Genomic DNA, 23,414 nt, shown 5'->3' on the forward strand with positions numbered 1-23,414 from the left:
TGCCCTGACGTTTTGCCAGGCGCCCAAGCTGCTGCCAATGCTGCACGGCCCTTTCTGCTTCTCTTTTCGACAAAATAAAAACAGAGACAGCTGACCCCTTCCGGATCACGTCTCTGCTAAGTGCAGCTGGCTGTCATTCCGTAAAGGTTTAGACCCTATAGCTTTGCGTCACTGCCTTTCGACAGTTTTGCCGTTTTATATTATTTAATATTCTTTTACTTATTAAAAGAATATCATACTTTTTATATATCTACAAGCATATTTATTTGTATTTTTAAATATTTTTCTAGCAAATATAAATAAATCAGAACGACAAAAAAGCTCCGTCAAAAAGACGGAGCTTTTGTTTATTGTTTTATTACAGCAGGCAGTTGCTTTCAATCATCAAAAACTGTATTACGGGTCTCCCAGCGTTTAAACTGGCAATAGCCCCAGGGAGCATAAATGCCAAAAGTAACAGCAGTCAGAAGCATAATGACCAGCCATTGAAAAAAGAACCCCAGCCCGGTGCCGTCGAAACGCAGCCGCCTGCCTTCAACGTAGGTATTAGCACAGATCCAGCGCTGCTGCGCTGAATAAGCCCATGGGAAAAACAAGCCCACAGTAATAATAGAAACGACAGTCGTCCAAATGAGCAACCACAAATAGCCCAAACCTGAACCAACAAAAACAAACGGTTTATTCATTGCGACACCCCCATTTACAGGATTTAAAATCAGCAGTCGTTTACTGCATTTTTTCTACTAATAATTTATTGACCATACCCGGGTTAGCTTTGCCGCGGGATTTTTTCATGACCTGACCGACCAGGAAGCCGATTGCACGGTCTTTACCGGCTTTAAAGTCGGCAATAGACTGCGGATTTTCGGCCAGCACTTCATCAACGATAGCGGCAATAGCGCCTTCGTCGCTGACCTGCTCCAAGCCCAGCTCTTTAACGAGGACTTTCGGAGATTTGTCGGCTTTGAGCATTTCGGCAAATACTTTTTTAGCAAGCTTGCTGGACAACACGCCGCCTTTGATCAGGGCAACCATTTCGCCCAGGTTTTCCGGTTTGATCGGGAAAGCATCGATTTCGATGCCTTCGTTGTTGAGATAGGCGGAAACATCGCCCAAAAGCCAGTTGGCTACAGCTTTGTCATCACCGGCATTTTTGCAGGCAGCATCAAAGTAGTCGGCCATAGCTTTGGTGGCAACGATCAATCCTGCATCATAAGCAGGCAGGCCATTTTCTGTCATCAACCGCTGCTGACGCTGAGCAGGAAGCTCTGGCAGTTCATTTTTAACGCGTTCGATCCAGGCGTCGTCTAATTCTACCGGCACCAGATCAGGTTCCGGGAAATAACGGTAGTCATGCGCTTCTTCTTTGCTGCGCATGGACAAGGTCATGCCCTGCGCGTCATCCCAAGTACGGGTCTCCTGCACAACATGGCCGCCGCTTTCAACAAGGTCGATCTGCCGCTCGACTTCGTACTCGATCGCGCGCACCAGAGCGCGGAAGGAGTTAAGGTTTTTGATCTCGGCGCGGGTACCGAACTCGGCAGCGCCTTCCGGCATGACAGAGATATTGGCATCACAGCGCAGACTGCCTTCCTGCATTTTGCAGTCGCAGACATCAGTATATTCCAAAATAGCTTTTAATTGTTCCAGGTAGGCGCGGGCTTCTTCGGAGCTGCGCATATCAGGCTCGGAGACAATCTCGATCAGAGGTACGCCGGCACGGTTGTAGTCTACTGCCGACGAGTCGGAGGTACTGATCGTAGCGCCGCTGTGGTTCAGCTTCCCGGCATCTTCTTCCATATGGATACGGGTCACGCCGATACGTTTTTTCCCGCCTTCCACTTCAATGTCGATATGCCCGCCCAGGCAAATAGGCTGATCGAATTGAGAGATCTGATAGTTTTTTGACAGATCGGGATAAAAATAGTTTTTACGGTCGAATTTATTGAATTTCTGGATATCGCAGTTCAGAGCCAGTCCCGCACGGATAGCAAATTCCACCACCTGTTTGTTGAGCACAGGCAAAGCGCCGGGCATCCCCAGGCAGACCGGGCAGACATGGGTGTTAGGCTCGCCGCCGAACTCAGTCGAGCAGGAGCAGAACGCTTTAGAATTTGTTTTGAGCTCGGCATGGACTTCCAGGCCGATAACAGTAGTATATTTTTTCATTATTTGTTACCTCCTAACGGTGCCAGTACCTTGTGGTATTCGTTGGCTTGTTCAAAGGTATAGGCTGCACGCAGCACGGTTTCTTCGTCCAGCGGTTTGCCGATCAGCTGCATGCCCACAGGCATACCGTCCGCGAAGCCGCAGGGTACGGAAATACCCGGCAGGCCCGCCATATTGACCGGAATGGTGTAAACGTCGAGCATATAGATGGACAAAGGATCCATTTTGCCGTCGATAGGATAAGCAACGACCGGGGAGGTCGGCGCCAGGATAACGTCACATTTTTCAAAAGCGCTGTCAAAGTCGCGGCGGATAAGCGTGCGCACCTGCATGGCTTTTTTATAGTAAGCATCGTAATAGCCGCTGCTCAAAACATAAGTTCCCAGCATGATACGGCGTTTTACTTCCGCGCCGAAGCCTTCTGTACGGCTGAGCGTAGTCATTTCGGGCGCGCTGGTGGCATTAGCCGCACGGAAACCGTACCGGACGCCGTCATAACGGGCCAGATTGGCGGAAGCCTCTGCCGGAGCAATGATGTAATAGGTAATGACCGCATATTCGGTATGAGGCAGGGAAATCTCAACGATCTCAGCGCCCATGGCTTCGTATTGAGCGATTGCTTTTTTCAGTTCGGCATGGACTTTGGGGTCCAGGCCTTCGCCGTAATATTCTTTCGGCAGACCGATACGCAGGCCTTTAACGTCCTGACGCAGAGCTTTGGTAAAGTCAGGCACTTCCACCGGCAGCGAAGTAGAATCATGCTCGTCCTTGCCGCAGATAGTATTGAGCACTGTAGCGGCATCGGTAACGTCGCGGGTGATCGGCCCGATCTGGTCGAGCGAAGACGCAAAAGCCACGCAGCCGTAACGGGAAACACGGCCATAGGTCGGTTTGATACCGACACAGCCGTTAAAAGAAGCAGGCTGACGAATAGAACCGCCGGTATCTGAACCCAGAGTCCAGATAGCTTCGCCAGCCGCGATAGCAGCGGCACTGCCGCCGGAGGAGCCGCCGGGTACGCGGTCCAGGTTCCATGGATTATGAGTAGCCTGGAAATAAGACGATTCAGTAGTAGAACCCATCGCAAATTCGTCCATATTTGTTTTGCCGAGGAAAATAGTTTCTTCGGCGCGAAGTTTTTTAATAACATGCGCATCATAAATCGGCACAACATTAGCCAGCATTTTGGACGAACAGGTCGTCAAAAGACCTTTAGTGCAGATATTATCTTTGATCGCGCCGGGGATGCCGGCCAGCGGAGCGATTTTTTCACCGGCGGCGATCATGGCGTCAACCTTGGCCGCCTGTGCCAAAGCATTTTCTTTATCCAGCGTCACATAGGCTTTGACCTGATCCTCGACAGCGTCGATGCGCTCATACAGAGCTTTAGTCAGTTCCACGGAGCTGATTTCTTTATTAACGAGTTTATCATGCAATTCATGAGCAGTGCTCTTGTAAAGATCCACAGTAGTTCCTCCCTCTCTTATTCGATAACGCGGGGCACTTTAAAGCCGCCGTTATGGACTGCCGGAGCATTTTTCAGCGCTTCTTCCTGAGTAACGCCGGGCAGAGCTACGTCCTCACGGAACGCGTTGCTGATCGGCAGCACGTACGGAGTCGGCTCGATGCCTGCGGTATCAAGCTTCTGCAAAATATCGGCATAATTGAGGATCTGATTGAACTGTTCCGTGAATTTTTCCATTTCACCCTCAGGAATAGTCAAACGGGAAAGCTGGGCGATGTATTCTACATCTTTGGTCGTGACCTTCATTTTTTCACCTTCCTATGATAAATGTTCTTCATTATATGCAATAAATCGGATATATTATATCACAAATTGTCCTATACTTCTATAATATCCATCATATACCGCTTTGCTTCAGCAACTGCCGCGGCAAAAAATAAACCCGCCTTTAACGGCAGGTTTATTTTTTATTATTTCACTCTGAAATTAGTAACTTTACCTGTCTGGACATCGCCGGTAGAATAAGCATCTTTACGTTCACCTTTTACAGTAGCAGAAAAACTGAGAGTCTGCTTCCTGACATTGAAATTGATCATAATGCTGCTGCCCAGTGAAGCCTTTTCGATACCGTTTTCTTTTGCCAGTTTCTCTGTTTCAGCAATAAAAACAGGTATCGCATCCCAGTTGACGTCGTCAATATTGAATAAATTATCTTCAAGTTTACCGCCGCCGCTCAATTTTACGATTTTAGGTCCCTGCCAGCCTGTATTAGGCGTCCAGACAAAATTATCGACGTTTTCTTTATTCTTAGGGTCCTGTCGGGAAAAATTAATAAATTCCGGTCCGAAATGCATACTTTGAAAAATCATCAGCGGCGTACCGCCGCCTTTGGCTTTTATTTCAGTAACCGCCTTATTAATAGCTGCTTTGTCGCGGAAAAGATCCCCATACCCCTTGCTCATGACACCGTCACTACCGCCGCAGCCTGCCAGTGCCAGGGCAAACACCATGACCATAACTACTGCCGCCATACTTTTCTTCAACATAAAATGCCTCCTAAAGATATATTTTTACTTGCACCTAGTTTAATTTATTTCTTTTGCACTGTCAATCGATCTCTATTTGAATATTTTCACCTGGCTTCAATGCCTGTTTTCGCCAAATTTACAGCATTGTCACACAAAAGCGATTATAATAATAGTAGAAGGAGTGTGACAGCTATGCAAAATATCAACGCTTTCGACCATGCGGAAACTATTTTAAAGGTTTTGGCGAAGGGTGCTTTTCTTACTACTGCCGCAGGCGGCAGACACAATACGATGACGATTGGCTGGGGAGCGCTGGGCAATATTTGGGGCAAACCTGTTTTTACCGTAATGGTACGTCACTCACGCTATACGCACGAGCTGATCGAAGCCCATAACGAATTTACCGTCAGTTTTCCGCTGACAGCCGCTTTCAGTAAAGCACTGGGGCTATGCGGCAGCAAATCAGGACGTGACATGGATAAATTCGCCGCGGCAGAAATCACCCCTGCTGAAGGGCAGACCGTTAAAGTGCCCGTCATCAAAGGCGCCGGGCTGCATCTGGAATGCCGCATCGTGGAAAAACGCGAAATGGCACCGGAAAATTTTGATAAGGCTCTGGCCGACAGATGGTATGCCGATAAGGATTGGCACACCTACTACACCGGCGAGATCACAGCCGCTTATCTGGACAAATAAAAATTTTAGCTTCATAAACGCCAAACGACTGCATAATTTTTATTATGCAGTCGTTTGTTTTTCTATTATATTTTTAAAAAAGCTTCTGTTCCTTTGTCTCTGTCCCCGATACTTCAGCTGCACCGCTTAGCAAGCGCAAAAATTCGGCTTCGTCGATAACAGTCACACCCAGCTGTTCCGCCTTCGTCAGCTTACTGCCTGCTTCGGCACCGGCGACGACATAGTCCGTTTTTTTACTGACGCTGCCGCTGACCTTAGCGCCCACGTCCTGCGCCATAGTCTGCGCTTCAGCACGTCCCAAAGTCGGCATCGTACCTGTAAAGACCATAGTTTTGCCATAAAAGGGATGCTCTTCGCTGACAGCCTGAACCTGCATTTCCATATTCAGACCCAGCTCTTTCAGACGGGTGAGCAAGTCGCGGTTCGACGGCGACGCCAAATAAGTAACGACGCTTTCAGCTATCTTCGGTCCAATATCGTCGATAGCGGCGATCTGCTCTGCATCGGCAGCCAGCAAATTCTCGACCGTACCAAAATGCACTGCCAGCAGCCTAGCCACCTTGGCCCCGACGTGACGGATGCCCAGGCCGAAAAGCAACCGGTCGAAGCTCTGCTCCTTGCTGGCGGCAATAGCTTTCACTAAATTTTCCGCCGATTTTTCACCCATTCTATCCAGCACTACCAGCTGTTCTTTAGTCAGCAGATACAGGTCGCTGACGTCGCGGATCAGTTCCGCCTCCAGCAGCTGATTGATAACCGCCGGTCCACAGCCTTCGATATCCATTGCTCCTTTAGAAGCAAAATGGATCAGCCCTTCGCGTCCCAAAGCCGGGCAATGCGGATTAGTGCAGCGCAAAGCTGCCTCACCGTCTTTACGTTCAACAGCCCAGCCGCACTCCGGACATTCCTGCGGCATCGCATAAGGCTTCGTATCTTCCGGCCGTTTGCCCAGCACGACATACAGAACCTCCGGGATGATTTCACCGGCTTTATTGATGACCACCGTATCGCCGATCCTGATATCCTTCGCTTTAATAAAATCTTCATTGTGCAGCGTGGCCCTGCTTACCGTACTGCCCGACAGCCTTACCGGCGTCAGTACCGCCGTCGGCGTCAGCACGCCTGTGCGCCCAACCTGGATCACGATATCCTCCAGCCTGGTTTCAGCCTGCTCAGGCGGAAATTTAAAAGCGATCGCCCAGCGTGGGTCCTTGCCTGTCGCACCTAAAATATCCTGCTGATAAACAGCGTTGACTTTAAGTACTGCGCCGTCAGTATCATAAGCCAGACTTTTACGCCGGGAGTCAAATTCCCTGATATATTCTATCGCCGCATCGATACTTTTTACGATACGGTAATTTTCACTGACCTTAAAGCCATAATCAGCCAGCATCGCCAAAGAATCGGCATGCTTGTCCCTGGCTCCTTCGCCTACGGCATAAGCAAAAAAGCTTAACGACCGCTGCGCCGTTACGTTAGGGTCCAACTGACGCAGACTGCCGGCAGCCGCATTACGCGGATTGGCAAATTCGCTCTCGCCGGCCTCCAGGCGCTGTTCGTTCAGCTGCATAAAAGCATGCCTTGGCATATAGATTTCACCGCGCACATCTAAAAGCTCCGGCGGCGCGGCGCCGTTTTTCATATTCAGCACCAAAGGGATCGACCGGATCGTGCGTACATTGGCTGTTACATTTTCGCCGATCACACCGTCACCGCGCGTTGCCGCCCTTACCAAACGTCCATTTTCATAAATCAGGCTGCAGGCCAGTCCGTCGATTTTCGGCTCCATAACATATTCTACAGCACTGCCTTCCGGCAGACCGCTGCGCACACGCTGATCAAAAGCTACCAGCTCTGCATCCGAAAAAGCATTGCCCAGACTCAAAAGCGGCGTCAGATGTCTGACCTCAGTAAATTCGGGATTCACCTTCCCGCCTACACGGCGCGTCGGCGAATCGGCAGGCACATCGTCAGGCCAGGCCGCTTCAAGCTCACGCAGGCGCACCAGCATCCGGTCATATTCTGCGTCGGTGATCTCAGGTGCATCCAGCACATAATATAAAAATTCGTGATGGCGGATCTCTGCCCGCAAATGTTCGGCCTCGTTTTTAGCCTGTGCGCGTTCCAGTTCCATGACTGCCTCCTTTATTGTGCTGCCCTTCGGCGGCTTCTGTTTTTCAGGCTTTAGTCTCATTGTTTCAAAAATCAGAGTGTCAAATTTAATTTTACTATTCTATATATGGTACGGCACTTTGCCACCAAAACACTATTTAATTACAGCTTCTTCAATACTGCATACTTGGTCAGCAGGCTGCGGATACCGGCACCGGCAAACGCGATTTTCACTTCCTGCCCATCCTGCGACGATGTAACACTGACGACTGTCCCCACGCCCCATTTAGCATGGCTCACCTTATCGCCGGCCTTAAAACTGCCGCCGGCAGCAGCTCCCGCAGTGCTCATTGCCTGCTTGGGAATAAAGCTTTCCTGCCCGCCCAGGAACCAGTTCGTATCACGGCTGCGTTTCTGCGGTTTTGCTTCCACCATATTGATCGTCCTGCGTTCTAATGCCGGACGTTTGAAGACCGTAACCAGATTACGCGGCACTTCCTGTAAAAACCGTGACGGCGGGTAGGACACCGTATGCCCATAAATAGTCCGCATCTTTGCATTGCTCAAAAAGAGCTGTTTCTCTGCACGGGTAATGCCAACATAACACAAGCGGCGTTCTTCTTCCACTTCTTCCTCGTTCATCAGCGTCCGCGCATGTGGGAAAATACCTTCCTCCATGCCGGCCAATGGGAAAATACCTTCCTCCATGCCGGCCAAAAAGACGATCGGGAATTCCAGACCCTTCGAAGAATGCAGTGTCATCAGCGTAATAGCGTCCTCACCCAGCTCGGCATCGTCGATATCCGACACCAGCGCCACATGCCCCAGGAAATTTTCCAGATTATTCTCTTCTTCCGTCTTGGCAAATTCCTGCCCGACGGACATCAATTCCATCAGGTTGTCAATGCGGCTCTGCGCCTGCGCTGTATGCTCATTCCGCAGTTCTTCCATATAACCGGTCTTATTCAGCACCTGTTCGATCAGTTCCTCTACCGGCAGGTTATCAGCCTGATTCATCAAATCAAAAATGATAGCCGCCAGTTCATCCAGCTTGCTGACGAAACGGATGCTCAGTCCTTCGACCTGCGCGGCATTCGATACCACGTCAAACAACGACATCCCATTTTCAGCGGCATGGGCCTGCAGCTTGGCCAGCGTTGCATCGCCGATACCGCGGCGCGGCACATTGATGATCCGCAGCAGACTCAGCGAATCTGCCGGGTTAAAAATCACGCGCAGATAAGCGATGATATCCTTGATCTCCTTACGGTCGTAGAATTTAAGTCCTCCGACCATATTATAGGTGATCCCGCTTTTGATAAGCATTTCCTCAAAAATACGCGACTGCGTATTCGTGCGGTACAAGACTGCCATCTCGCCCAGCTTCATATTCTGCTGGCCCTGCAGCTCCTGCAGTTTTTCGATCACAAAACGGGCCTCGTCGCGTTCGTCGATAGCCTGAAAATAAGTGATCGCCACACCATTATCATTATCCGTCCACAAATTTTTAGGTTTGCGGCCTGTATTATTTTCAATAACAGCATTCGCAGCATCCAAAATAACCTGCGTACTGCGGTAATTCTGTTCCAGCTTGATGATTTTGGCTTCGGGATAATCCTTTTCAAAATCCAGAATGTTCTGGATATCAGCACCGCGCCAGCCGTAAATGCTCTGGTCGGCATCGCCCACGACACAGATATTACGATGTCTGGCCGCCAGAAGCTTGGTTAAAAGATATTGGGCATGGTTGGTATCCTGATATTCGTCTACCAGCAGATAATCAAAACGCTCCTGATACTTGGCGCGCACTTCTTCGCTTTCCTGCAGCAGCCGTATCGACAGTACCAGCAGATCGTCAAAATCCACCGCGTTATTGACCAGCAGTTTATTCTGATAACGTTCATATATCTCCGCCACTTTCTGATTGTAAAAATCCGAAGCAGCTTTACTGAAATCACTGACGCTCTGCAGCTGGTTTTTGGCATTGGAAATACGCGACGCGATACCGGCCGGCTGAAAACGCTTTTCATCCAGATTCAGTTCTTTTAAAATCTGTTTAATCAGGTTCTGGCTGTCGCTGCTGTCATAGATAGCAAAATTACTGCCATAACCGCCTAATTTAGTTATTTCCATCCGCAAAAAACGGGCACAGAAAGCATGGAAGGTAAACAGCCAGACATCTTTAGCCGCAGCTCCCGCCATTTTATCGACGCGCTCGCGCATTTCGGCGGCCGCTTTATTGGTAAACGTAATTGCTAAAATACGGTAAGGACGTACGCCCTGCTGCAGCAAATGTGCGATCCGGCAAGTAAGCACCTTGGTCTTGCCGCTGCCGGCACCTGCCATGATCAGCATGGGTCCGTTGGTTGTCTGTACTGCTTCGGCCTGTTCTGGATTAAGGCCTGCTAAGGTCTCTGTCATTGGTTCCTCCGTCTATTCGGCACTGCCTGTGCCGCATCTTTTTATTTTATCGTAACTTTAATATTATTCGCTTCTGATTCACTTTTTCCTGCTATTTTATTCGCCGCAGCCAAGAAAATAAATAAGCACTGAAAATAAATCCAGTGCTTTTACTTTATTCTCCTTGTGCCAGCCTGCTGACTATTTCTGTATCGGCAGGACAAAACTGATACTGCAGCAGTTCTGCCGGCCGCACCCATAAAATTTTCTGATGTACGCTTTTTTGCGGCACACCGCCGGTTATTTTGGCGGCAAAAAAGGAAAGCCCTATTTTATTATCCGGATAAGTGTAACTGGTTTGCTCAAGCAGAGCCACAATATCTATCTCTATCCCCAGCTCTTCCCGGCATTCACGTACTAAGCAGTCTGCAGCTGTTTCACCCGCTTCCTGCTTACCGCCCGGAAACTCCCATAAAAAGGCGCAGCTGCCGCCTGCACCGCGCTGGCAAATCAGTATTTCTCCTGCTGTATTGCGAATAATCGCCGCCGATACCAAAATCATAACTCATTCAATCCTATCTTTTGTAAATATTTGTATGTTTCATCATAATAGTCATTCTTCCTAGTTTCATCATACGCATCACCCTCAGGAATAAAAATAATAAAACCCTGACGCGCACGTGTTAGTAGAACACGATAAGTATTTTTTAAATATTGCTGATTCTCTATTTTATTTATTCTTTGCCAACCAGCACCAATGAACTTAAAATATTCAAAATGGTCTTTGACAAACCTCAAATCAGCATCCCAAGCAACAATACTCCAATCTACTTCTAGCCCTTGAATATCAAATTCTGTCGCTACTTCTTCTAAGGCATACGACGACCGAACGTCATACTTATCATCTAAAAACCAATGCTTAGCATCTATTTTACTCTGTACCCAAATTCCACAGCTACGTAATCTTTTAGCCCCTGAACTAGCTATTAAACCATAGCGTTCTGTGCCTTCTGACCTACTTCGCACCCATTCTTTAGCTTTTTGCAAATTTCTTGTTAAAAATATAGGATATTTTTCGCTTATTTCTGCATAAAGCATTTGAGCACATTTAACATCAATATCCAATAATGCTTTTACAAAACCTGCAACATTCTCTGATCGAAACGAGCGTAGTGGAACTGCCAAATGTAAAGCTGTAACAATATGATAATTTAGTGTTGCCAATCTCTCTACCAATGGTTTATTTTGCACATACTCGCTATCAGTAATTTTATCAGACACATAAACTTCCCATTCAGGAAACTTTGTTGATAATGCATCAAACCACGCAGACAAACCAGCTTCACCAGTATTAATTTCTTGCCCTCCACCAACAAGGCAAACAATAACAGCCCAATCCTCATGTCTATCCATAACACCAACTAAAAATTCTGGCTCAGACATTGTAAAGTCAGCTACACCTTTTTTTCGCTTCATAAACTCAGCTAACTTTTCTTGAGTCCAAGCTCGCTGCGCTTCGTCAAAAATAACAACTTTTTCATTTGGTGGATCTTGAGTCATTATCTCAGCATCACGAAAATGATGAATCATTTGAATAAAAGGTAACACCTTTTTTGTCGCCTCTTGCTTAGAAATATTTTTTCTAGAACTTTCATCACGTATTAAAGCTTCACGCAAAACATCCACTAATGGTTTATTTCCTGAAAGAAATACCGCATGTTCTTCTTCAGCAAAATTATGACGTTCATTGGCAATATTAAGCCCAGCTAAAGTTTTACCGGCTCCTGGAACTCCAGTTATAAAACAAATAGCTTTAGTATGTTTCTGCTTACTCACTTCAATAATTTCATTAACGGCTTCAGCTGTCTGCTGGAGGTTAACCGCCTTTGCATCATTTCGCGCAATATCCTCAACGCTGTGGTTACGATATAGCGCCTGTGCCGCTTCTATAATAGTTGGTGTTGGCATATATGCAGATTCTATCCACTCATTAGAATTTAATTCTATGTCGTTGTACTGTTGCAAAACAGCTGTAATTACTGCTGCTATATTGCTTTTATTGCAAAATAACACATTAAGAATCCCCAACCTTAGCTCCCGAAAGTTATTAGTTCTTTCCATTGCTTCGGTAGAAACTAAAATTGGTACGAGAATCCTATTGTGACTTGCTTTATGAAAATTTTTTAAATCTAAAACATAATCTGTCACTTGATCAATAGCATATCGAGAATAATTTTTCTCTCCCACCTTAAATTCTAATGAAAATACCAATCCATCTTTTAAATATACTACATCTATTCTTTCACCAATTCTTGGTATTGTATATTCAAAAATTATATGGCCTGTTTTCAAAACTGCTAATTGACTTTTCAGAATTCTGATTTCTGCTAACCAAGCATTACGTTGTAAATCTTCTAGTGTGTATTCATTATTACGAGCTAGAATCCCTAATATCAAATTTTCATCTTGTTGTAAAAAATCTTGTAAAGAACTTTCATAATAAGCACGTTGCATAACCTTTACCCCGATCCTTATTGTTATAACAGCATTTTATCACAAAACAGGTTCTGCTTTCACAAAAAATACTCCGCCGCAGCGGAGTATTTTTTTACTGCCGATCTTAATGGTCAAATAAACGTCTTACATCACGAAATAAAATCCTCAGCTATCGGCATTCAGGGCCATTACCAGCTCCAGACGCGTATCGACGCCTAATTTGCGGTAGATCCCCTGCAAAGCCTTTTTCACTGTTATCTCGGCAATAAACATTTCCGCGGCAATTTCCGCATTAGTCCTGCCCTGCACAACAAAGTTTGCGATCTCGGCCTCCCTGGCAGTCAAAGTTTTGCCGCCCATGATATACGAAGCTTTGTGCTTGATATTTTTTAAATTTTCCTGATATACTGCACCCAGCTCCAATATCTTTGCCAGCAGCTCCGGTTCACCGCTGTTTTGCTGTGCTGCTTTTTTGAGCAGCGGTTCCAGCACGTCAAAATTTTCCACAAAAGGCATCACGATCCCGTCTGCAGCCGCCAGCACCAGTGCCCGGTTCAATTCGCTCAAAGCTTCGTTTTCATGCTGCAGACCGTCCTGTGCCGTAGCACTGTAGACCGCAGCATAAATACTCAGTAAAAAATTATTAAAACTCCGCGCCGCTGCTTCAAATTCACGCAGCTGCCCCAAAAGCGGCAGATAGTCCTTCTGCAGCAGTAAATAGCGTCCATAAACGATATATAAACAGCCCCAGGCTGAATAAAGCAGACCCGATTTCTGAAAATCACCCTTCTGCAGCCAGCTAACGAGCAGTTTGCCCTTATCCCCCAGCTGCAGATCGATCCAGGCGCGGCTGGCTTCGATAGTTTTGCGGTATAAATGCTCCTGCACTGCCGTCTGCAGAGTATCCAGCCGTCTGCTGATCTCACGGACACGTTTTTTATTACCTAAAGCTATACTGATACGCAGAGCAATAAATTCAGCACACAGCTCTACGCTGACCTGTTCGTTGCGCCGTGAAACATTCAGTGCTTCCGTTGCCAAAATAAACGCTTTTTCCCAATAACCGCGCTGAAAATACGCTTCCGATGCCAGTACATATTCAGAACCGGCGCCGTGATTCTGCACCAGACGGTAATAATATGCCATAGCCTGCGGAAAAACATCCAGGGTTTTCTGCAGCGTACCGGCCTGACGGTAAAACATAAACAAAATAGAATTGGCACCGCCGCCCCAGATAGTCTGCGGCGAGAAAAAGCGTACCGGCTGCCGCAGCAGCTGCAGCGACTTTTTAAAATAAGCCGCCATGGCTTCCACATCATTATACTGGGTCTCACCCAGCAAAAACTCCAGCTCGCCCAGACACTGCTCCCGTTCCTGTCTGTCCTCCAGCTGCCCAATATATTTCCGCAGCTTCCTGATTTCCTGCTGCAGCCGTTCGTTTTCCCCGCTCAAAAACAGCCACAGCGCATAAATCAATCCCGCTTTGATATGCTTTTGCCTGATCGTTTCAGGCGCTTCGCCAAAATAAGCCATAATTTTATTTTTATAATTGTTCTCAAAGCTGCAGCCGCGGTCTTTTTCAAAAACGGTCAGCATCTTGTCATAATCGCCGGCTGTATGATAGTAGCAAAAGGCTGTCAGAAAATCGTTCTGCAGCTCATACCACTGACCACTGCGCCGGCACAAACGACGCCGTTCTGTATCCGGCAGTTCTGCTCCCAGACGCTGCAGATAGACTTTGAATGCATTATGGATATGGTATTGTCCTCTCAGCAGCTCATAACTGATAAAGCCATGTCTGAGCGCCAGATTTTCCAGCAGAGCTGGCGCCGCATCATTTTCCGTTACATAAGCAGCCTGGCGTCCACTAAAATCCTCATTTAAAATAGACAGCTCTGTTAAAAGTGTTTTTTCCGCTTCGCTGCAGGAATTATAAGCCACGGCCTGTACCAGCCGCAGCAATTCCTCGCCTGTTTGAGGGCTCTGCCCGTTGTGGTACTGCCGCAGATACAGATATAGGGCGCTGACCCAGCCTTCTGTAGCAGCCAGCAGATTTTCGGCGGCACGACGTTCTAAAACTATCCCGTTTTTACGATAATAAACAATAATATCACTCACTTCAAAAGCAAAATCCTTCGGCTGCAGATACAGACACTCACCTTTCAGGACCAGCTCATCCAAAGTGAAATCCGGCGGCCGCTGTGTCAGCAGCACAAAATGCCAGTTGGGCAGATCAGCTTTCGCCAGCGCCAGCAGCAGCTTATCACAGTCCTCGCTGCCCAGCAGATGATAATTGTTCCAGACGAAAACAACCGTTTTTTTCAAATTCGATGCCTGCAGCACTTCGATAACCCGCTGACGGGTCGCCGCATTACGCGGCAGTTCCTGCCAGGTCAGCGAAGCAGTATCTACACCAGCAGTCTGCAGCGATTTGACAAAGCAACGCCAAAAAGCCGCTTCCGCTCCTGTATAACAGGTATCCCACAGCATATCTACAGAAAGAGAAAGCAGCACTTTTTTCACAGCAGTCGTTTTACCATAACCGAAAGGGGCAGCCGCAACTGTCAGCGGCACTGCCAAAATCTGAGCCAGACGTTCTTCCAAAGCCGGCTTCAAATATATTTTTTTAGGAAAAGCTTCGGATTTTTTCTGCATCGCTTCTACCCCTTTAAAGATTACGATTATTCGTCAGCACAATTATTTATTATAGTTATATTGTACCGTAAATGCCAATTTAAATACAGGGTTTTCAATATTCAAAAACATATTTTTAAATAATTTATCCTCTTTTTTGAATAATTACATTAATTTTTTCTTTTTTTACAAAATCAGGGCAGAGTTTCTGCTTCCTTATGTTTCAGACATTCAGACACATCAGCGCTGCCTGAAAACAGCACTGTAAATTTTCAAAAATATATTTTAACAAAAGCTTGACTTCCTGTTTCTGCCATGATAATATATAGAAGTATTCCGAATATACAAATTGTGCTCACATATTTTTGTAAGTCATTTGCTATTGAATGAGTTACAAAAATATGTGAGTTTTTTGCGTGTGGTCTGTGAATATAATAAAATTTAGGAGGTACTCGTTATGATGAACGGTACTGTAAAATGGTTTAACTCTGATAAAGGCTTTGGTTTCATTACTCCTGCTGACGGCAGCGAAGATGTATTTGTACATTTTTCCGCTATCGTAAGCGACGGCTTCAAAACTCTTGAAGAAGGTCAACCTGTAACATTTGATACAGAAGCTGATCCGAAAAACAGCCGCAGAATGCGCGCTGCTAACGTTCGCGTAGCTTAATCTAAACCATAAAAGCCTGCTCTTTTTGAGCAGGCTTTTTTTATTTGCACTACTAAACACCCTTATCGAACCTGGTGAGGGCACATACCATTGTGGTATCGTTTGAATGCTTAATGAAGTTTTTACGAATTTAGCACTCATACATACCCTTGTGGTATAATAACAACATCATATACCAGCACTGAAGGAGAATCTCCATGAGCCGTACACCCTTCGTTCCTGCTGAGCTTTTAAGCAAGCTCTGGCGGGCTGTAATCGAATTTGATATGCTGCAGGCAGGTGACAGGATCCTGATCGGACTTTCCGGCGGGAAGGACAGTATGTTTCTGACTGCCGCACTGGCCGAGATCCAAAAGTATGCCCCTGTGCCGTTTGAATTGGCCTGTTATACTGTTGACGCAATGTTCTCACCTGCTTTTCCCAAAGCAGATCTGGAAGCTTTCTGCGGATACTATGGTCTGAAACATTACAGCGAAAAGGTCGATGTCAACTCTGCCTGGCAGAATAAAGGCAATACGCCCTGCTTCACCTGTGCTTATTTCCGCCGTGCCGCTACCAACCGTATGGCACTGGAGCTTGGTTTTAACAAAGTGGCCCTGGCCCACCACCACGATGATGCCGTAGAGACCTTTTTGATGAACGTGCTCACCTCCGGTCAGCTGCGTACCTTTTTACCGATCACACCACTGTCCAGAACAGGTCTGACCGTACTGAGGCCGCTGCTGTATTACCGCGAAGCAGAAATCATCGACATGGTCAGGCAGCTTGACCTGCAGCCTCTGCGTAATCCCTGCCCTTACGACGGTCATACCAAACGCCAGGATATCAAAGAGCATATACGCGAACTGGAAAAGCTCAGCCCTGAAGTCTACGACCATCTGGCCGCCGCTATGCGCAATGCTCCCAATCAGGAGCTGTGGCCGGAACAGCTGAGTCAAAAACAGCTGGCCGATAAATTCCATAACTTTTGGCGTCAGAAAAGTAATTAAAATAATCCGACTTAAGCTGCTGTCTGTGTTATCATTAAGACAGCAACAGTGATATTTGTATTTATCTGACGTTATATAAAAGGAGGAATCTTTATGGATTTCCAGGAAATGTTTTTCAGTTTTGACGGCCGCCTGAACCGTAAGCCCTATATCCTGCGCTTTTTACTGCGTAATGCCATCATCTGGTGTCTGGGCTATCTGATCGGCAGTCTGTTTGCGCCAGACGGAACGATGTTCCAGATACTGGCCTTTGCTTTGACCTTTATCGCCGCGCTCAGCTGCCTGTCGCTTTACGTCAGACGTCTGCATGACCTTGACCACGGCTCGCTCATGGTATTGCTGGCCTTCATTCCGCTGATCAGCTTTTTCTTTGCTGTCTACCTGATGTTCTTTCGCGGCACGATCGGTCCTAACAGCTACGGACCCGATCCGCTGGCTGACGGGCGTGGTATCGACGCTTGGTAAACAATGATATAAAATAAAAAGACGCAGCCTGAGCTGCGTCTTTTTTTATGCTGTTTTTCCGGCCGCAATAGTGCGGGCCAGGCTGTTGATACTGTCCGTCAGTCTGTCCAGTCTGCCTTCCATGCGCACCAGCAGATACCACGACAGGACCATTGGAAAACCATAATTGGCGACCTGTGGCAGCAGCGTTTCCATATCCATCTTATGCTAAAACATTGACTTCCGTAGTGCGCACACGGGCTTCAACAGCTTCAGTCAGACCGATACCGTCCGCTGCAAAAATATCGGCAGCAATGACTGTCTCCATCGCTGTTTTTGCTTCGTCAGCAGTAACATCATCGCGGGGATCGGTCACGCTGAAGACTTTTTTGCTGCCATCGGCTTTTTTAAATACCAATTGTAAAACTTTTTCCATTCATTCCAGCTCCTTTCTAATAAATATACGTTCTGTACCTGTGCCCGCTTTTATTGAGCAAGCTCGGCTTTTTCAGTCACAACAACGCCCATCAGTTCATGACTGATAAGAGTGCCAAGAGCAGCAGCAGCCTGCATGATAGCAGCAGGTTCTGCTTCCGGACGTACGCCGGCATAATTATGACCTTTAGTTTTTGCAGCCCCCTGACTGTTAACGCCGTCTTCGACATTCAGCGTCAGGGTCTGTTTGGTAACAGTTTTAGTGATCGCCATTTCTTTCACCTCCTTTGTCTTAAAATTTCGCTGAGATACCACAAGGCTTTACCACGGATAACATACCCGCCCGGTTTCAGAACGCTGTCCAGCGGCAGGTCAGGCAGATACCACAGATCCCAGCGCAGCTGCGGATCGCCGCTGTGCGGTCCGTAACCGTCAAACAAGGCCGCTTCGCAATGAGTCGTCACTGTCAGGACATTGATCTCCAACTCCAAACAGGCCGTCAATACCGCAACGGCTTTAGCCAGTGTTTCTATCTGCACTACTGTCGGCGGCTCGCCGCCAAAATCAGTATCCCAGCCGCTGCAGGCCTGCGCCTCGGAAGCGCAGCACAGCGCGATGCCGATACTGCCCGTATTACGGTGCCAGGTATGCTCCTTCACTTCTGTAAATGTTTTGCAAGTCAGATACATCTCACCGCCGGGGCCGATGTTCAGGTGATAATCATCATAAACATCTTCGTAGTGACCTGCCGTCCAGTGCAGATAAAGCCTGCTGATCCTGCCCTTAGCCTGCATGGCCAAAGCAGCCAGCTCACGGTTTGTAACAGTTTGCGGATTGACAACGATCATTTTTTCACGACCTTTCAGCCCTGTAGTCGCAGCCGCTGCAAAAAAACGGAACCGTGCCAAAGAACCCGGCCTCAGTTCCGCTTTCAAGTGCCGTCGCTGACTAAAGGTGTGACGATTCTTTTCTTGCTCTCTCTTTTTCTTGTTTTTCTCTCTCCTTCTTTTCTGGCGCTCTTAAAAACCTCCTTTGATTTGGGTTTTATCCTTTTATACAACACCTTATTTATACCGCTTTTATCATTTGACTTTGTTGGTATTTGTTTTATTAAAATTAATATTATATAATAAATATATATAATGTTTTACTCTTTAAAACAACAGGTATCAACAAACCATAACCTGGGAAAGCTGGTTTCTTAATGGATCACCTGCGCTCAATTTTCCAAAAGAACAAAAATCTGCTCGTTTTCTGCTGCTGCCTGTTCTTGCTGCTTTACCCTTTCAGCGCCGCTGCCACTGGCATGCGCCCTCATCCCATCAGGGTCGGCTACACCGACAGCCCCGGTTTTATCGAAAAAACCGCAGCCGGAACCGTCGACGGATACGGCGTTGCATATCTCAACGAAATCTCGCACTATACCGGCTGGCGTTATGAATATGTTTATGCCACCTGGCAGGAATGTCTGGAGCGTTTAGCCAAAGGCGAGCTTGATCTTTTAGGCATGGCCCAGTACACGCCTGAGCGTGCCGCCAGCTACGAATTTGCCTCGCTGCCCAGCGGCGTCGAATACATGGTCATGTACGTGCGCAATGACGATAACGAAGTTTACTATAACGATTACCAGAGCTTCAACGGTCTGCGGATCGGCGTTCTCAAGGGTAACTTCCAGACAGAAATTTTAAGCGATGTTGCCCGTAAAAATACATTTACCTATCAGCCTGTACTTTTTGATTCCAGCAAAGCTATGGTCGAAGCGCTGCAAAATAAACAGATCGATGCCGTAGTTACCGGCAGCATGCCTTTATATAAAGATCTGCGGTTAGTGGCCCGCTTTCAGGCCGACCCGATCTATTTTATTACGACAAAAGGCAATAAAGCCGTCCTGCAGCGTCTAAACGATGCTTTAATGAACATTCACGCCAATACGCCTGAATTTGAAAATACAACTTATGCCACCTATTACGAACAAAGCTCCCTGCTGACGCAGCCGCTGCTTACCAAAAAAGAACGAGACTTCCTGGCGCACCGCGGGCCGATCACCATCGGTTTTCTCCCTAACGACGAACCGCTTTCAGCATTCAGTTCCGAAACTAATCTGCCGGCAGGTATCCTGCCCGGAATAGCCAAAGAGCTGGGACGCTTATCCGGTGCCCAGGTCATTTTAAAGCTGCTGCCGGCCGGTGCCCGCCTGGACCAGAGCCTGCAGAAAGAAGGTTTTGACCTGATCGCCGGGATCACGGATTACGAGCCTTACCGAAACAACATTTCTATCCGGCTTTCCAAGCCCTTCTTTCAGGGGCGCGTTATGGCTGTCGCCAATAAAAATAATTTTATCGACATCACCAAACCCCAGAAGGTAGCTTTGCCATTTAATTATATTGCCTATAAAAATCTCATTTTAAATACCTATCCCCATTTTTCCATTATCAATAAAGCCAATACCAGAGACTGCCTGATGGCAGTAGCGGACGGAGAGGCCGACATTGCTCTGCAGAACAGCCATATCATCAGCTATCATCTGCAAAATCCCCGCTTTACCGATTTAAAGATTTTATCTTTATTTAATTTCCCCGATAATCTCTGTCTGGCAGCAGCTAATAATGCCGACGGCAACCAGCTGCTGACTATTTTCAACAAATGTATCGACACGCTGAATCCAAAAACGCTGGATAACATAGTGATGTACGAGACCGTACAATCGCCTTACCAGCCTTTACTGTCTGATCTGGCCTATAAATACAACTATCTGATCGCTGCTTTGCTGGCCGTGCTGATCATTCTTTTTACCGCCTGGCTTTATTTCACTTTGCAGCGGCAAAAATATCTGGAACTGCTGGAAGCTAAAAATCTGGAGCTGGAAACTGCTGCCAAACAGGCGCTGGCCGCCAGTGAAGCTAAAAGCAGCTTTCTGTCGCGAATGAGCCACGAAATCCGTACGCCGCTCAACGCCATCCTGGGCTTTACCAGACTGGCCCTGCAGCCGGAAAAACAAAGCCGCCGCAATGAATATCTGCAGAAAATCAGCTATTCGTCCGAGCTGCTTTTAGGTATCGTCAACGATGTTCTCGATATGTCCGCGATCGAAAACCAAAAACTCAAGCTGGACAATTCTCCCTTTAAACTTTCTCAAGTACTGCGTGAACTCCAGGGCCTTTACAGCATCCAATGCCGCGAAAAAAATATCAGTTTCAACCTGAACAGCGAAGCCTTCAAACACGATATCCTGCTCGGCGACAGCCTGCGTCTGCAGCAGATTTTAAGCAATCTGCTGTCAAACGCCGTCAAATTCACTGCCGCAGGCGGACAGATCACGCTTGACATCACTCAGCATCAGGCCGACAGCGCTGATCAGACTGTCCTGACAATGGTCGTTACAGATACCGGCTGCGGTATGTCGGAACAAATGCTCGCTCAGGTCTTCCAGCCCTTTGAGCAGGAAGACGGCAGCACCGCCAGAAAATACGGCGGCAGCGGCCTTGGACTTTCTATCGTCAAATATTTAGTTGAATTGATGGGCGGCAGCATCAGCGTCAACAGTGCCAAAGGGAAAGGCAGTACGTTCACCGTACAGCTGACACTGCCTTACGCCGAAGAACTTGCTGAAAAAGACAGCACAACGGCTGAACAAAACCTGCATGGTCTGCATCTGCTGCTGGCTGAAGATAATCCTCTCAATCAGGAGCTGTGTCTGGAGCTTTTAAAAAGCCGCGGCATCAGCAGCGACTGCGCCGTCAACGGCAAAGAAGCACTGGAACTGTTTACAAACAGCGCCCCCGGCACCTATGCTCTGATCCTGATGGATATTCAGATGCCGGTCCTGGACGGTTATCAGACGACGCAGGCGATCCGCAGCAGTACGCACCCGCAGGCACAGACGATCCCGATCATCTCGCTTTCGGCAGATGCTTTTACAGAAGATATCAGACGCGCTTACGCCAGCAGCATGAACGACCATGTCAGTAAACCCATCGTTCCTGAAGAGTTATTTGCTGCGATCACCCGCGTCCTTAAAACACTTAACTAAAAAGAAAACGCTCAGAGCCTAAGCCCTGAGCGTTTTTATTTTTAAACAGCACTACCTCAATAAGTCAGCACTTCGTTGCCGGTTTCCGTAATCAGCACCGTATATTCCCACTGAGCACTCATGCCGCCGTCCTGAGTATAAACAGTCCAGTCATTGCCGGCATCAACATAAACCTCGCGCTTCCCGGTATTGATCATCGGCTCGATCGTAAAGATCATGCCCGGTACCAGCAGCATTCCTGTCTTGCGTTTGCCCACATGGCAGATGAAAGGTTCCTCATGGAAATCGATACCCACACCATGACCGCCGAATTCAGTGACGACAGAATAACCATGCTTATGAGCAAAACCGGACACGGCTGCGCCGATATCGCCGACAAAGCTCCACGGCTGTGCTGCCTCAAGCCCGCGGCGCAGGCACTCTTTAGTGATCGCTACCAGATCCTGTTTCTTTTTATCGACTTTGCCGATCATAAACATTCTGGAAGCATCGGCATAGTAGCCGTTATAAATAGTTGAAACATCGACATTAACGATATCGCCGCTTTTCAAAACGTCCTGTGCCGACGGTATTCCGTGGCAAACCTGATCGTTGATCGAGGTACAGACACTTTTAGGAAATCCGCAGAAATTGAGCGGTGCCGGGATTGCACCATGACTAACGGTATATTCGTGTACGATAGTATTGATCTCTTCCGTTGTCATGCCTGTTTTGATATTTTTTTCTACTTCGTCCAAAACTGCCGTATTGATCTTACAGGCCTCTCGAATACCTGCGATCTGTTCCGGCGTTTTGATCATCTCCCGGTCAGGCACTTCGTGACCGGCCTTGCGGTACAATTCGATTTTAGCGTCTATTTCGCTGTGACAGTCGGCATAAGCTTTGCCGCTGCCGCACCAGCATAAATCAGTTGTCATAACTTCACTCCTCTTCCATAAAGAACTATAACCATTATCACAGACGTGCCCTGCTTCCTGCCTGCTGTAAACTGTAAGAGCAGGCTGTTTGTGACTGCAGGTCAGCATCAGGCGAGATCATTGCCGCACCTGCAGCTTAAATTCCCGTCGCTTTACGATATTGTCATTATACCATATCCATCTAATTTTCTCATATCAAATTCAGGTATTTTATGATAAAATAAACTTAGTTTTTTGCGAAAGGAAGTAACCTCTGACAATGGAAGCACTTTATTCTAATTTTTTCGATTACATCCTGCACTTTGACCGCTACCTGCCTCTCGTCATGGAGCAATACGGTCACTGGATCTACGCGATCCTCTTTACGATCGTTTTCTGCGAGACCGGACTTGTTGTGACTCCCTTTCTGCCCGGCGATTCACTGCTTTTTGCCTGCGGCGCCCTGGCAGCTACAGCAGGCGGCCTTGACCTGACGACGCTCGTGATCATCTTTCTGGTTTCCGCAATTTTAGGTGACGCCTGCAATTACATGATCGGCGAAGAATTCGGGCACCGGATCCTGCGGAATTATCCGAAACTCATCAAACCACAGCATATCCAGAAGGCTGAAGCCTTTTATGCCAAACATGGCCATAAAGCGATCTTCCTGGCCCGCTTTGCCCCTATCGTCCGTACGCTGGCGCCTTTCGTAGCCGGCATCGGCAGTATGCATTACCGTACTTTTGCTATCTATAATGTGACCGGTGCTGTGACCTGGGTCTTTTTATTCGTCGGCGGCGGTTATCTGTTCGGCAATATGCCCTGGGTCAAAAACAATTTTTCCCATGTTACGCTGGGCATCATTATTTTCTCCCTGCTGCCGATTTTTTACGAAACACACCTTAAAGGCTGGCTGGCCAAACGGAAAAACAAGTAAAGGAAGTGGCGCG

The 23,414-nt window shown here is 47.4% G+C and carries 21 protein-coding genes and 1 riboswitch; of the genes, 6 read left to right on the forward strand and 15 right to left on the reverse strand.

What is annotated here, in order from left to right; translation table 11 throughout:
* Window positions 1-118: 118 nt before the first annotated feature.
* Window positions 119-202, reverse strand: a riboswitch (cyclic di-GMP riboswitch).
* Between the two features lie 175 nt (window positions 203-377).
* The 5 genes from C8D73_RS04925 to C8D73_RS04945 form a co-directional block, all read right to left on the reverse strand.
* Entirely contained in the window at window positions 378-686 is a 309-nt protein-coding gene (locus C8D73_RS04925; protein ID WP_021719053.1) for a DUF898 family protein, read from the reverse strand.
* A gap of 40 nt (window positions 687-726) precedes the next feature.
* Complete coding sequence (gatB, locus tag C8D73_RS04930; protein WP_021719056.1) at window positions 727-2,169, reverse strand: Asp-tRNA(Asn)/Glu-tRNA(Gln) amidotransferase subunit GatB; 1,443 nt, start codon at window positions 2,167-2,169, stop codon at window positions 727-729.
* The gene (gatA, locus tag C8D73_RS04935; protein ID WP_113077489.1) at window positions 2,169-3,635 is read right to left on the reverse strand and encodes an Asp-tRNA(Asn)/Glu-tRNA(Gln) amidotransferase subunit GatA; all 1,467 of its coding nucleotides are present in this window, start codon (window positions 3,633-3,635) and stop codon (window positions 2,169-2,171) included. The genes gatB and gatA overlap by 1 nt, the downstream gene beginning before the upstream one ends.
* A gap of 17 nt (window positions 3,636-3,652) precedes the next feature.
* Window positions 3,653-3,940, reverse strand: a complete 288-nt coding sequence (gene gatC / locus C8D73_RS04940) for an Asp-tRNA(Asn)/Glu-tRNA(Gln) amidotransferase subunit GatC (protein ID WP_021719058.1) — start codon at window positions 3,938-3,940, stop codon at window positions 3,653-3,655.
* Window positions 3,941-4,104: 164 nt separating this feature from the next.
* On the reverse strand, window positions 4,105-4,680 hold the full coding sequence (locus C8D73_RS04945) for a hypothetical protein (protein ID WP_113077490.1): 576 nt from the start codon (window positions 4,678-4,680) through the stop codon (window positions 4,105-4,107).
* A gap of 174 nt (window positions 4,681-4,854) precedes the next feature.
* On the opposite strand from C8D73_RS04945, the gene C8D73_RS04950 reads away from it, so the two are divergent.
* Entirely contained in the window at window positions 4,855-5,358 is a 504-nt protein-coding gene (locus C8D73_RS04950) for a flavin reductase family protein (protein WP_113077491.1), read from the forward strand.
* A gap of 73 nt (window positions 5,359-5,431) precedes the next feature.
* On the opposite strand, the gene ligA is transcribed toward C8D73_RS04950, so the two are convergent.
* From ligA to C8D73_RS04975, 5 genes are all read right to left on the reverse strand, one after another.
* Window positions 5,432-7,492, reverse strand: coding sequence for an NAD-dependent DNA ligase LigA (gene ligA, locus C8D73_RS04955; protein ID WP_113077492.1), 2,061 nt, complete (start codon window positions 7,490-7,492; stop codon window positions 5,432-5,434).
* Between the two features lie 140 nt (window positions 7,493-7,632).
* Window positions 7,633-9,891, reverse strand: a complete 2,259-nt coding sequence (gene pcrA / locus C8D73_RS04960; protein ID WP_113077493.1) for a DNA helicase PcrA — start codon at window positions 9,889-9,891, stop codon at window positions 7,633-7,635.
* 154 nt (window positions 9,892-10,045) lie between these two features.
* The gene (gene mutT / locus C8D73_RS04965; RefSeq protein WP_113077494.1) at window positions 10,046-10,432 is read right to left on the reverse strand and encodes an 8-oxo-dGTP diphosphatase MutT; all 387 of its coding nucleotides are present in this window, start codon (window positions 10,430-10,432) and stop codon (window positions 10,046-10,048) included.
* Entirely contained in the window at window positions 10,429-12,384 is a 1,956-nt protein-coding gene (locus C8D73_RS04970; RefSeq protein ID WP_113077495.1) for a DUF2075 domain-containing protein, read from the reverse strand. The genes mutT and C8D73_RS04970 overlap by 4 nt, the downstream gene beginning before the upstream one ends.
* Before the next feature lie 147 nt (window positions 12,385-12,531).
* The gene (locus C8D73_RS04975) at window positions 12,532-15,021 is read right to left on the reverse strand and encodes a helix-turn-helix transcriptional regulator (protein ID WP_113077496.1); all 2,490 of its coding nucleotides are present in this window, start codon (window positions 15,019-15,021) and stop codon (window positions 12,532-12,534) included.
* A gap of 436 nt (window positions 15,022-15,457) precedes the next feature.
* Between C8D73_RS04975 and C8D73_RS04980 the strand changes: the two genes are divergently transcribed.
* The 3 genes from C8D73_RS04980 to C8D73_RS04990 all read left to right on the forward strand — a co-directional run bounded on the left by C8D73_RS04980 (window position 15,458) and on the right by C8D73_RS04990 (window position 17,124).
* Window positions 15,458-15,670 (forward strand): cold-shock protein, encoded by a 213-nt coding sequence (locus C8D73_RS04980; protein ID WP_021719065.1) that lies wholly within the window; start codon window positions 15,458-15,460, stop codon window positions 15,668-15,670.
* A 197-nt stretch (window positions 15,671-15,867) separates the two neighbouring features.
* Entirely contained in the window at window positions 15,868-16,659 is a 792-nt protein-coding gene (locus C8D73_RS04985) for a tRNA lysidine(34) synthetase (protein ID WP_113077497.1), read from the forward strand.
* Window positions 16,660-16,752: 93 nt separating this feature from the next.
* Window positions 16,753-17,124, forward strand: a complete 372-nt coding sequence (locus C8D73_RS04990) for a DUF805 domain-containing protein (RefSeq protein WP_113077498.1) — start codon at window positions 16,753-16,755, stop codon at window positions 17,122-17,124.
* Between the two features lie 45 nt (window positions 17,125-17,169).
* Here C8D73_RS04990 and C8D73_RS04995 read toward each other — a convergent pair whose 3' ends face one another.
* Genes C8D73_RS04995 through C8D73_RS05010 form a run of 4 tightly spaced genes read right to left on the reverse strand, consistent with a single transcriptional unit; the run spans window position 17,170 to window position 18,446 of the window.
* Window positions 17,170-17,325: a YvrJ family protein gene (locus C8D73_RS04995; protein ID WP_197714962.1), complete on the reverse strand. Its 156-nt coding sequence runs from the start codon at window positions 17,323-17,325 to the stop codon at window positions 17,170-17,172.
* Between the two features lies 1 nt (window position 17,326).
* On the reverse strand, window positions 17,327-17,539 hold the full coding sequence (locus tag C8D73_RS05000; protein WP_021719070.1) for a DUF2922 domain-containing protein: 213 nt from the start codon (window positions 17,537-17,539) through the stop codon (window positions 17,327-17,329).
* 50 nt (window positions 17,540-17,589) lie between these two features.
* Window positions 17,590-17,811 (reverse strand): DUF1659 domain-containing protein, encoded by a 222-nt coding sequence (locus C8D73_RS05005; protein WP_113077499.1) that lies wholly within the window; start codon window positions 17,809-17,811, stop codon window positions 17,590-17,592.
* Between the two features lie 5 nt (window positions 17,812-17,816).
* Window positions 17,817-18,446, reverse strand: coding sequence for a peptidoglycan recognition protein family protein (locus C8D73_RS05010; RefSeq protein WP_113077500.1), 630 nt, complete (start codon window positions 18,444-18,446; stop codon window positions 17,817-17,819).
* A gap of 296 nt (window positions 18,447-18,742) precedes the next feature.
* On the opposite strand from C8D73_RS05010, the gene C8D73_RS05015 reads away from it, so the two are divergent.
* The gene (locus C8D73_RS05015; RefSeq protein ID WP_113077501.1) at window positions 18,743-21,568 is read left to right on the forward strand and encodes an ATP-binding protein; all 2,826 of its coding nucleotides are present in this window, start codon (window positions 18,743-18,745) and stop codon (window positions 21,566-21,568) included.
* A 56-nt stretch (window positions 21,569-21,624) separates the two neighbouring features.
* On the opposite strand, the gene C8D73_RS05020 is transcribed toward C8D73_RS05015, so the two are convergent.
* On the reverse strand, window positions 21,625-22,485 hold the full coding sequence (locus tag C8D73_RS05020) for a methionyl aminopeptidase (RefSeq protein ID WP_046430300.1): 861 nt from the start codon (window positions 22,483-22,485) through the stop codon (window positions 21,625-21,627).
* A 259-nt stretch (window positions 22,486-22,744) separates the two neighbouring features.
* Between C8D73_RS05020 and C8D73_RS05025 the strand changes: the two genes are divergently transcribed.
* Window positions 22,745-23,401, forward strand: coding sequence for a DedA family protein (locus C8D73_RS05025; protein WP_021719075.1), 657 nt, complete (start codon window positions 22,745-22,747; stop codon window positions 23,399-23,401).
* Window positions 23,402-23,414: the final 13 nt, after the last annotated feature.

Source organism: Phascolarctobacterium faecium DSM 14760 (assembly GCF_003269275.1).
Classification (GTDB): domain Bacteria; phylum Bacillota; class Negativicutes; order Acidaminococcales; family Acidaminococcaceae; genus Phascolarctobacterium; species Phascolarctobacterium faecium.

Excerpts from the sequence above, each read along its gene's own strand:
- ligA (WP_113077492.1), bottom strand. The coding sequence starts at position 7,492 with ATGGAACTGGAACGCGCACAGGCTAAAAACGAGGCCGAACATTTGCGG.
- C8D73_RS04995 (WP_197714962.1), bottom strand. The coding sequence starts at position 17,325 with ATGGATATGGAAACGCTGCTGCCACAGGTCGCCAATTATGGTTTTCCA.
- pcrA (WP_113077493.1), bottom strand. The coding sequence starts at position 9,891 with ATGACAGAGACCTTAGCAGGCCTTAATCCAGAACAGGCCGAAGCAGTA.
- C8D73_RS04970 (WP_113077495.1), bottom strand. The coding sequence starts at position 12,384 with ATGCAACGTGCTTATTATGAAAGTTCTTTACAAGATTTTTTACAACAA.
- C8D73_RS04950 (WP_113077491.1), top strand. The coding sequence starts at position 4,855 with ATGCAAAATATCAACGCTTTCGACCATGCGGAAACTATTTTAAAGGTT.
- C8D73_RS04945 (WP_113077490.1), bottom strand. The coding sequence starts at position 4,680 with ATGTTGAAGAAAAGTATGGCGGCAGTAGTTATGGTCATGGTGTTTGCC.
- gatB (WP_021719056.1), bottom strand. The coding sequence starts at position 2,169 with ATGAAAAAATATACTACTGTTATCGGCCTGGAAGTCCATGCCGAGCTC.
- C8D73_RS04925 (WP_021719053.1), bottom strand. The coding sequence starts at position 686 with ATGAATAAACCGTTTGTTTTTGTTGGTTCAGGTTTGGGCTATTTGTGG.
- C8D73_RS04990 (WP_113077498.1), top strand. The coding sequence starts at position 16,753 with ATGGATTTCCAGGAAATGTTTTTCAGTTTTGACGGCCGCCTGAACCGT.
- C8D73_RS05000 (WP_021719070.1), bottom strand. The coding sequence starts at position 17,539 with ATGGAAAAAGTTTTACAATTGGTATTTAAAAAAGCCGATGGCAGCAAA.
- gatC (WP_021719058.1), bottom strand. The coding sequence starts at position 3,940 with ATGAAGGTCACGACCAAAGATGTAGAATACATCGCCCAGCTTTCCCGT.
- C8D73_RS04980 (WP_021719065.1), top strand. The coding sequence starts at position 15,458 with ATGATGAACGGTACTGTAAAATGGTTTAACTCTGATAAAGGCTTTGGT.
- C8D73_RS04975 (WP_113077496.1), bottom strand. The coding sequence starts at position 15,021 with ATGCAGAAAAAATCCGAAGCTTTTCCTAAAAAAATATATTTGAAGCCG.
- C8D73_RS05005 (WP_113077499.1), bottom strand. The coding sequence starts at position 17,811 with ATGGCGATCACTAAAACTGTTACCAAACAGACCCTGACGCTGAATGTC.
- C8D73_RS05015 (WP_113077501.1), top strand. The coding sequence starts at position 18,743 with ATGGATCACCTGCGCTCAATTTTCCAAAAGAACAAAAATCTGCTCGTT.
- C8D73_RS05025 (WP_021719075.1), top strand. The coding sequence starts at position 22,745 with ATGGAAGCACTTTATTCTAATTTTTTCGATTACATCCTGCACTTTGAC.
- C8D73_RS04985 (WP_113077497.1), top strand. The coding sequence starts at position 15,868 with ATGAGCCGTACACCCTTCGTTCCTGCTGAGCTTTTAAGCAAGCTCTGG.
- mutT (WP_113077494.1), bottom strand. The coding sequence starts at position 10,432 with ATGATTTTGGTATCGGCGGCGATTATTCGCAATACAGCAGGAGAAATA.
- C8D73_RS05020 (WP_046430300.1), bottom strand. The coding sequence starts at position 22,485 with ATGACAACTGATTTATGCTGGTGCGGCAGCGGCAAAGCTTATGCCGAC.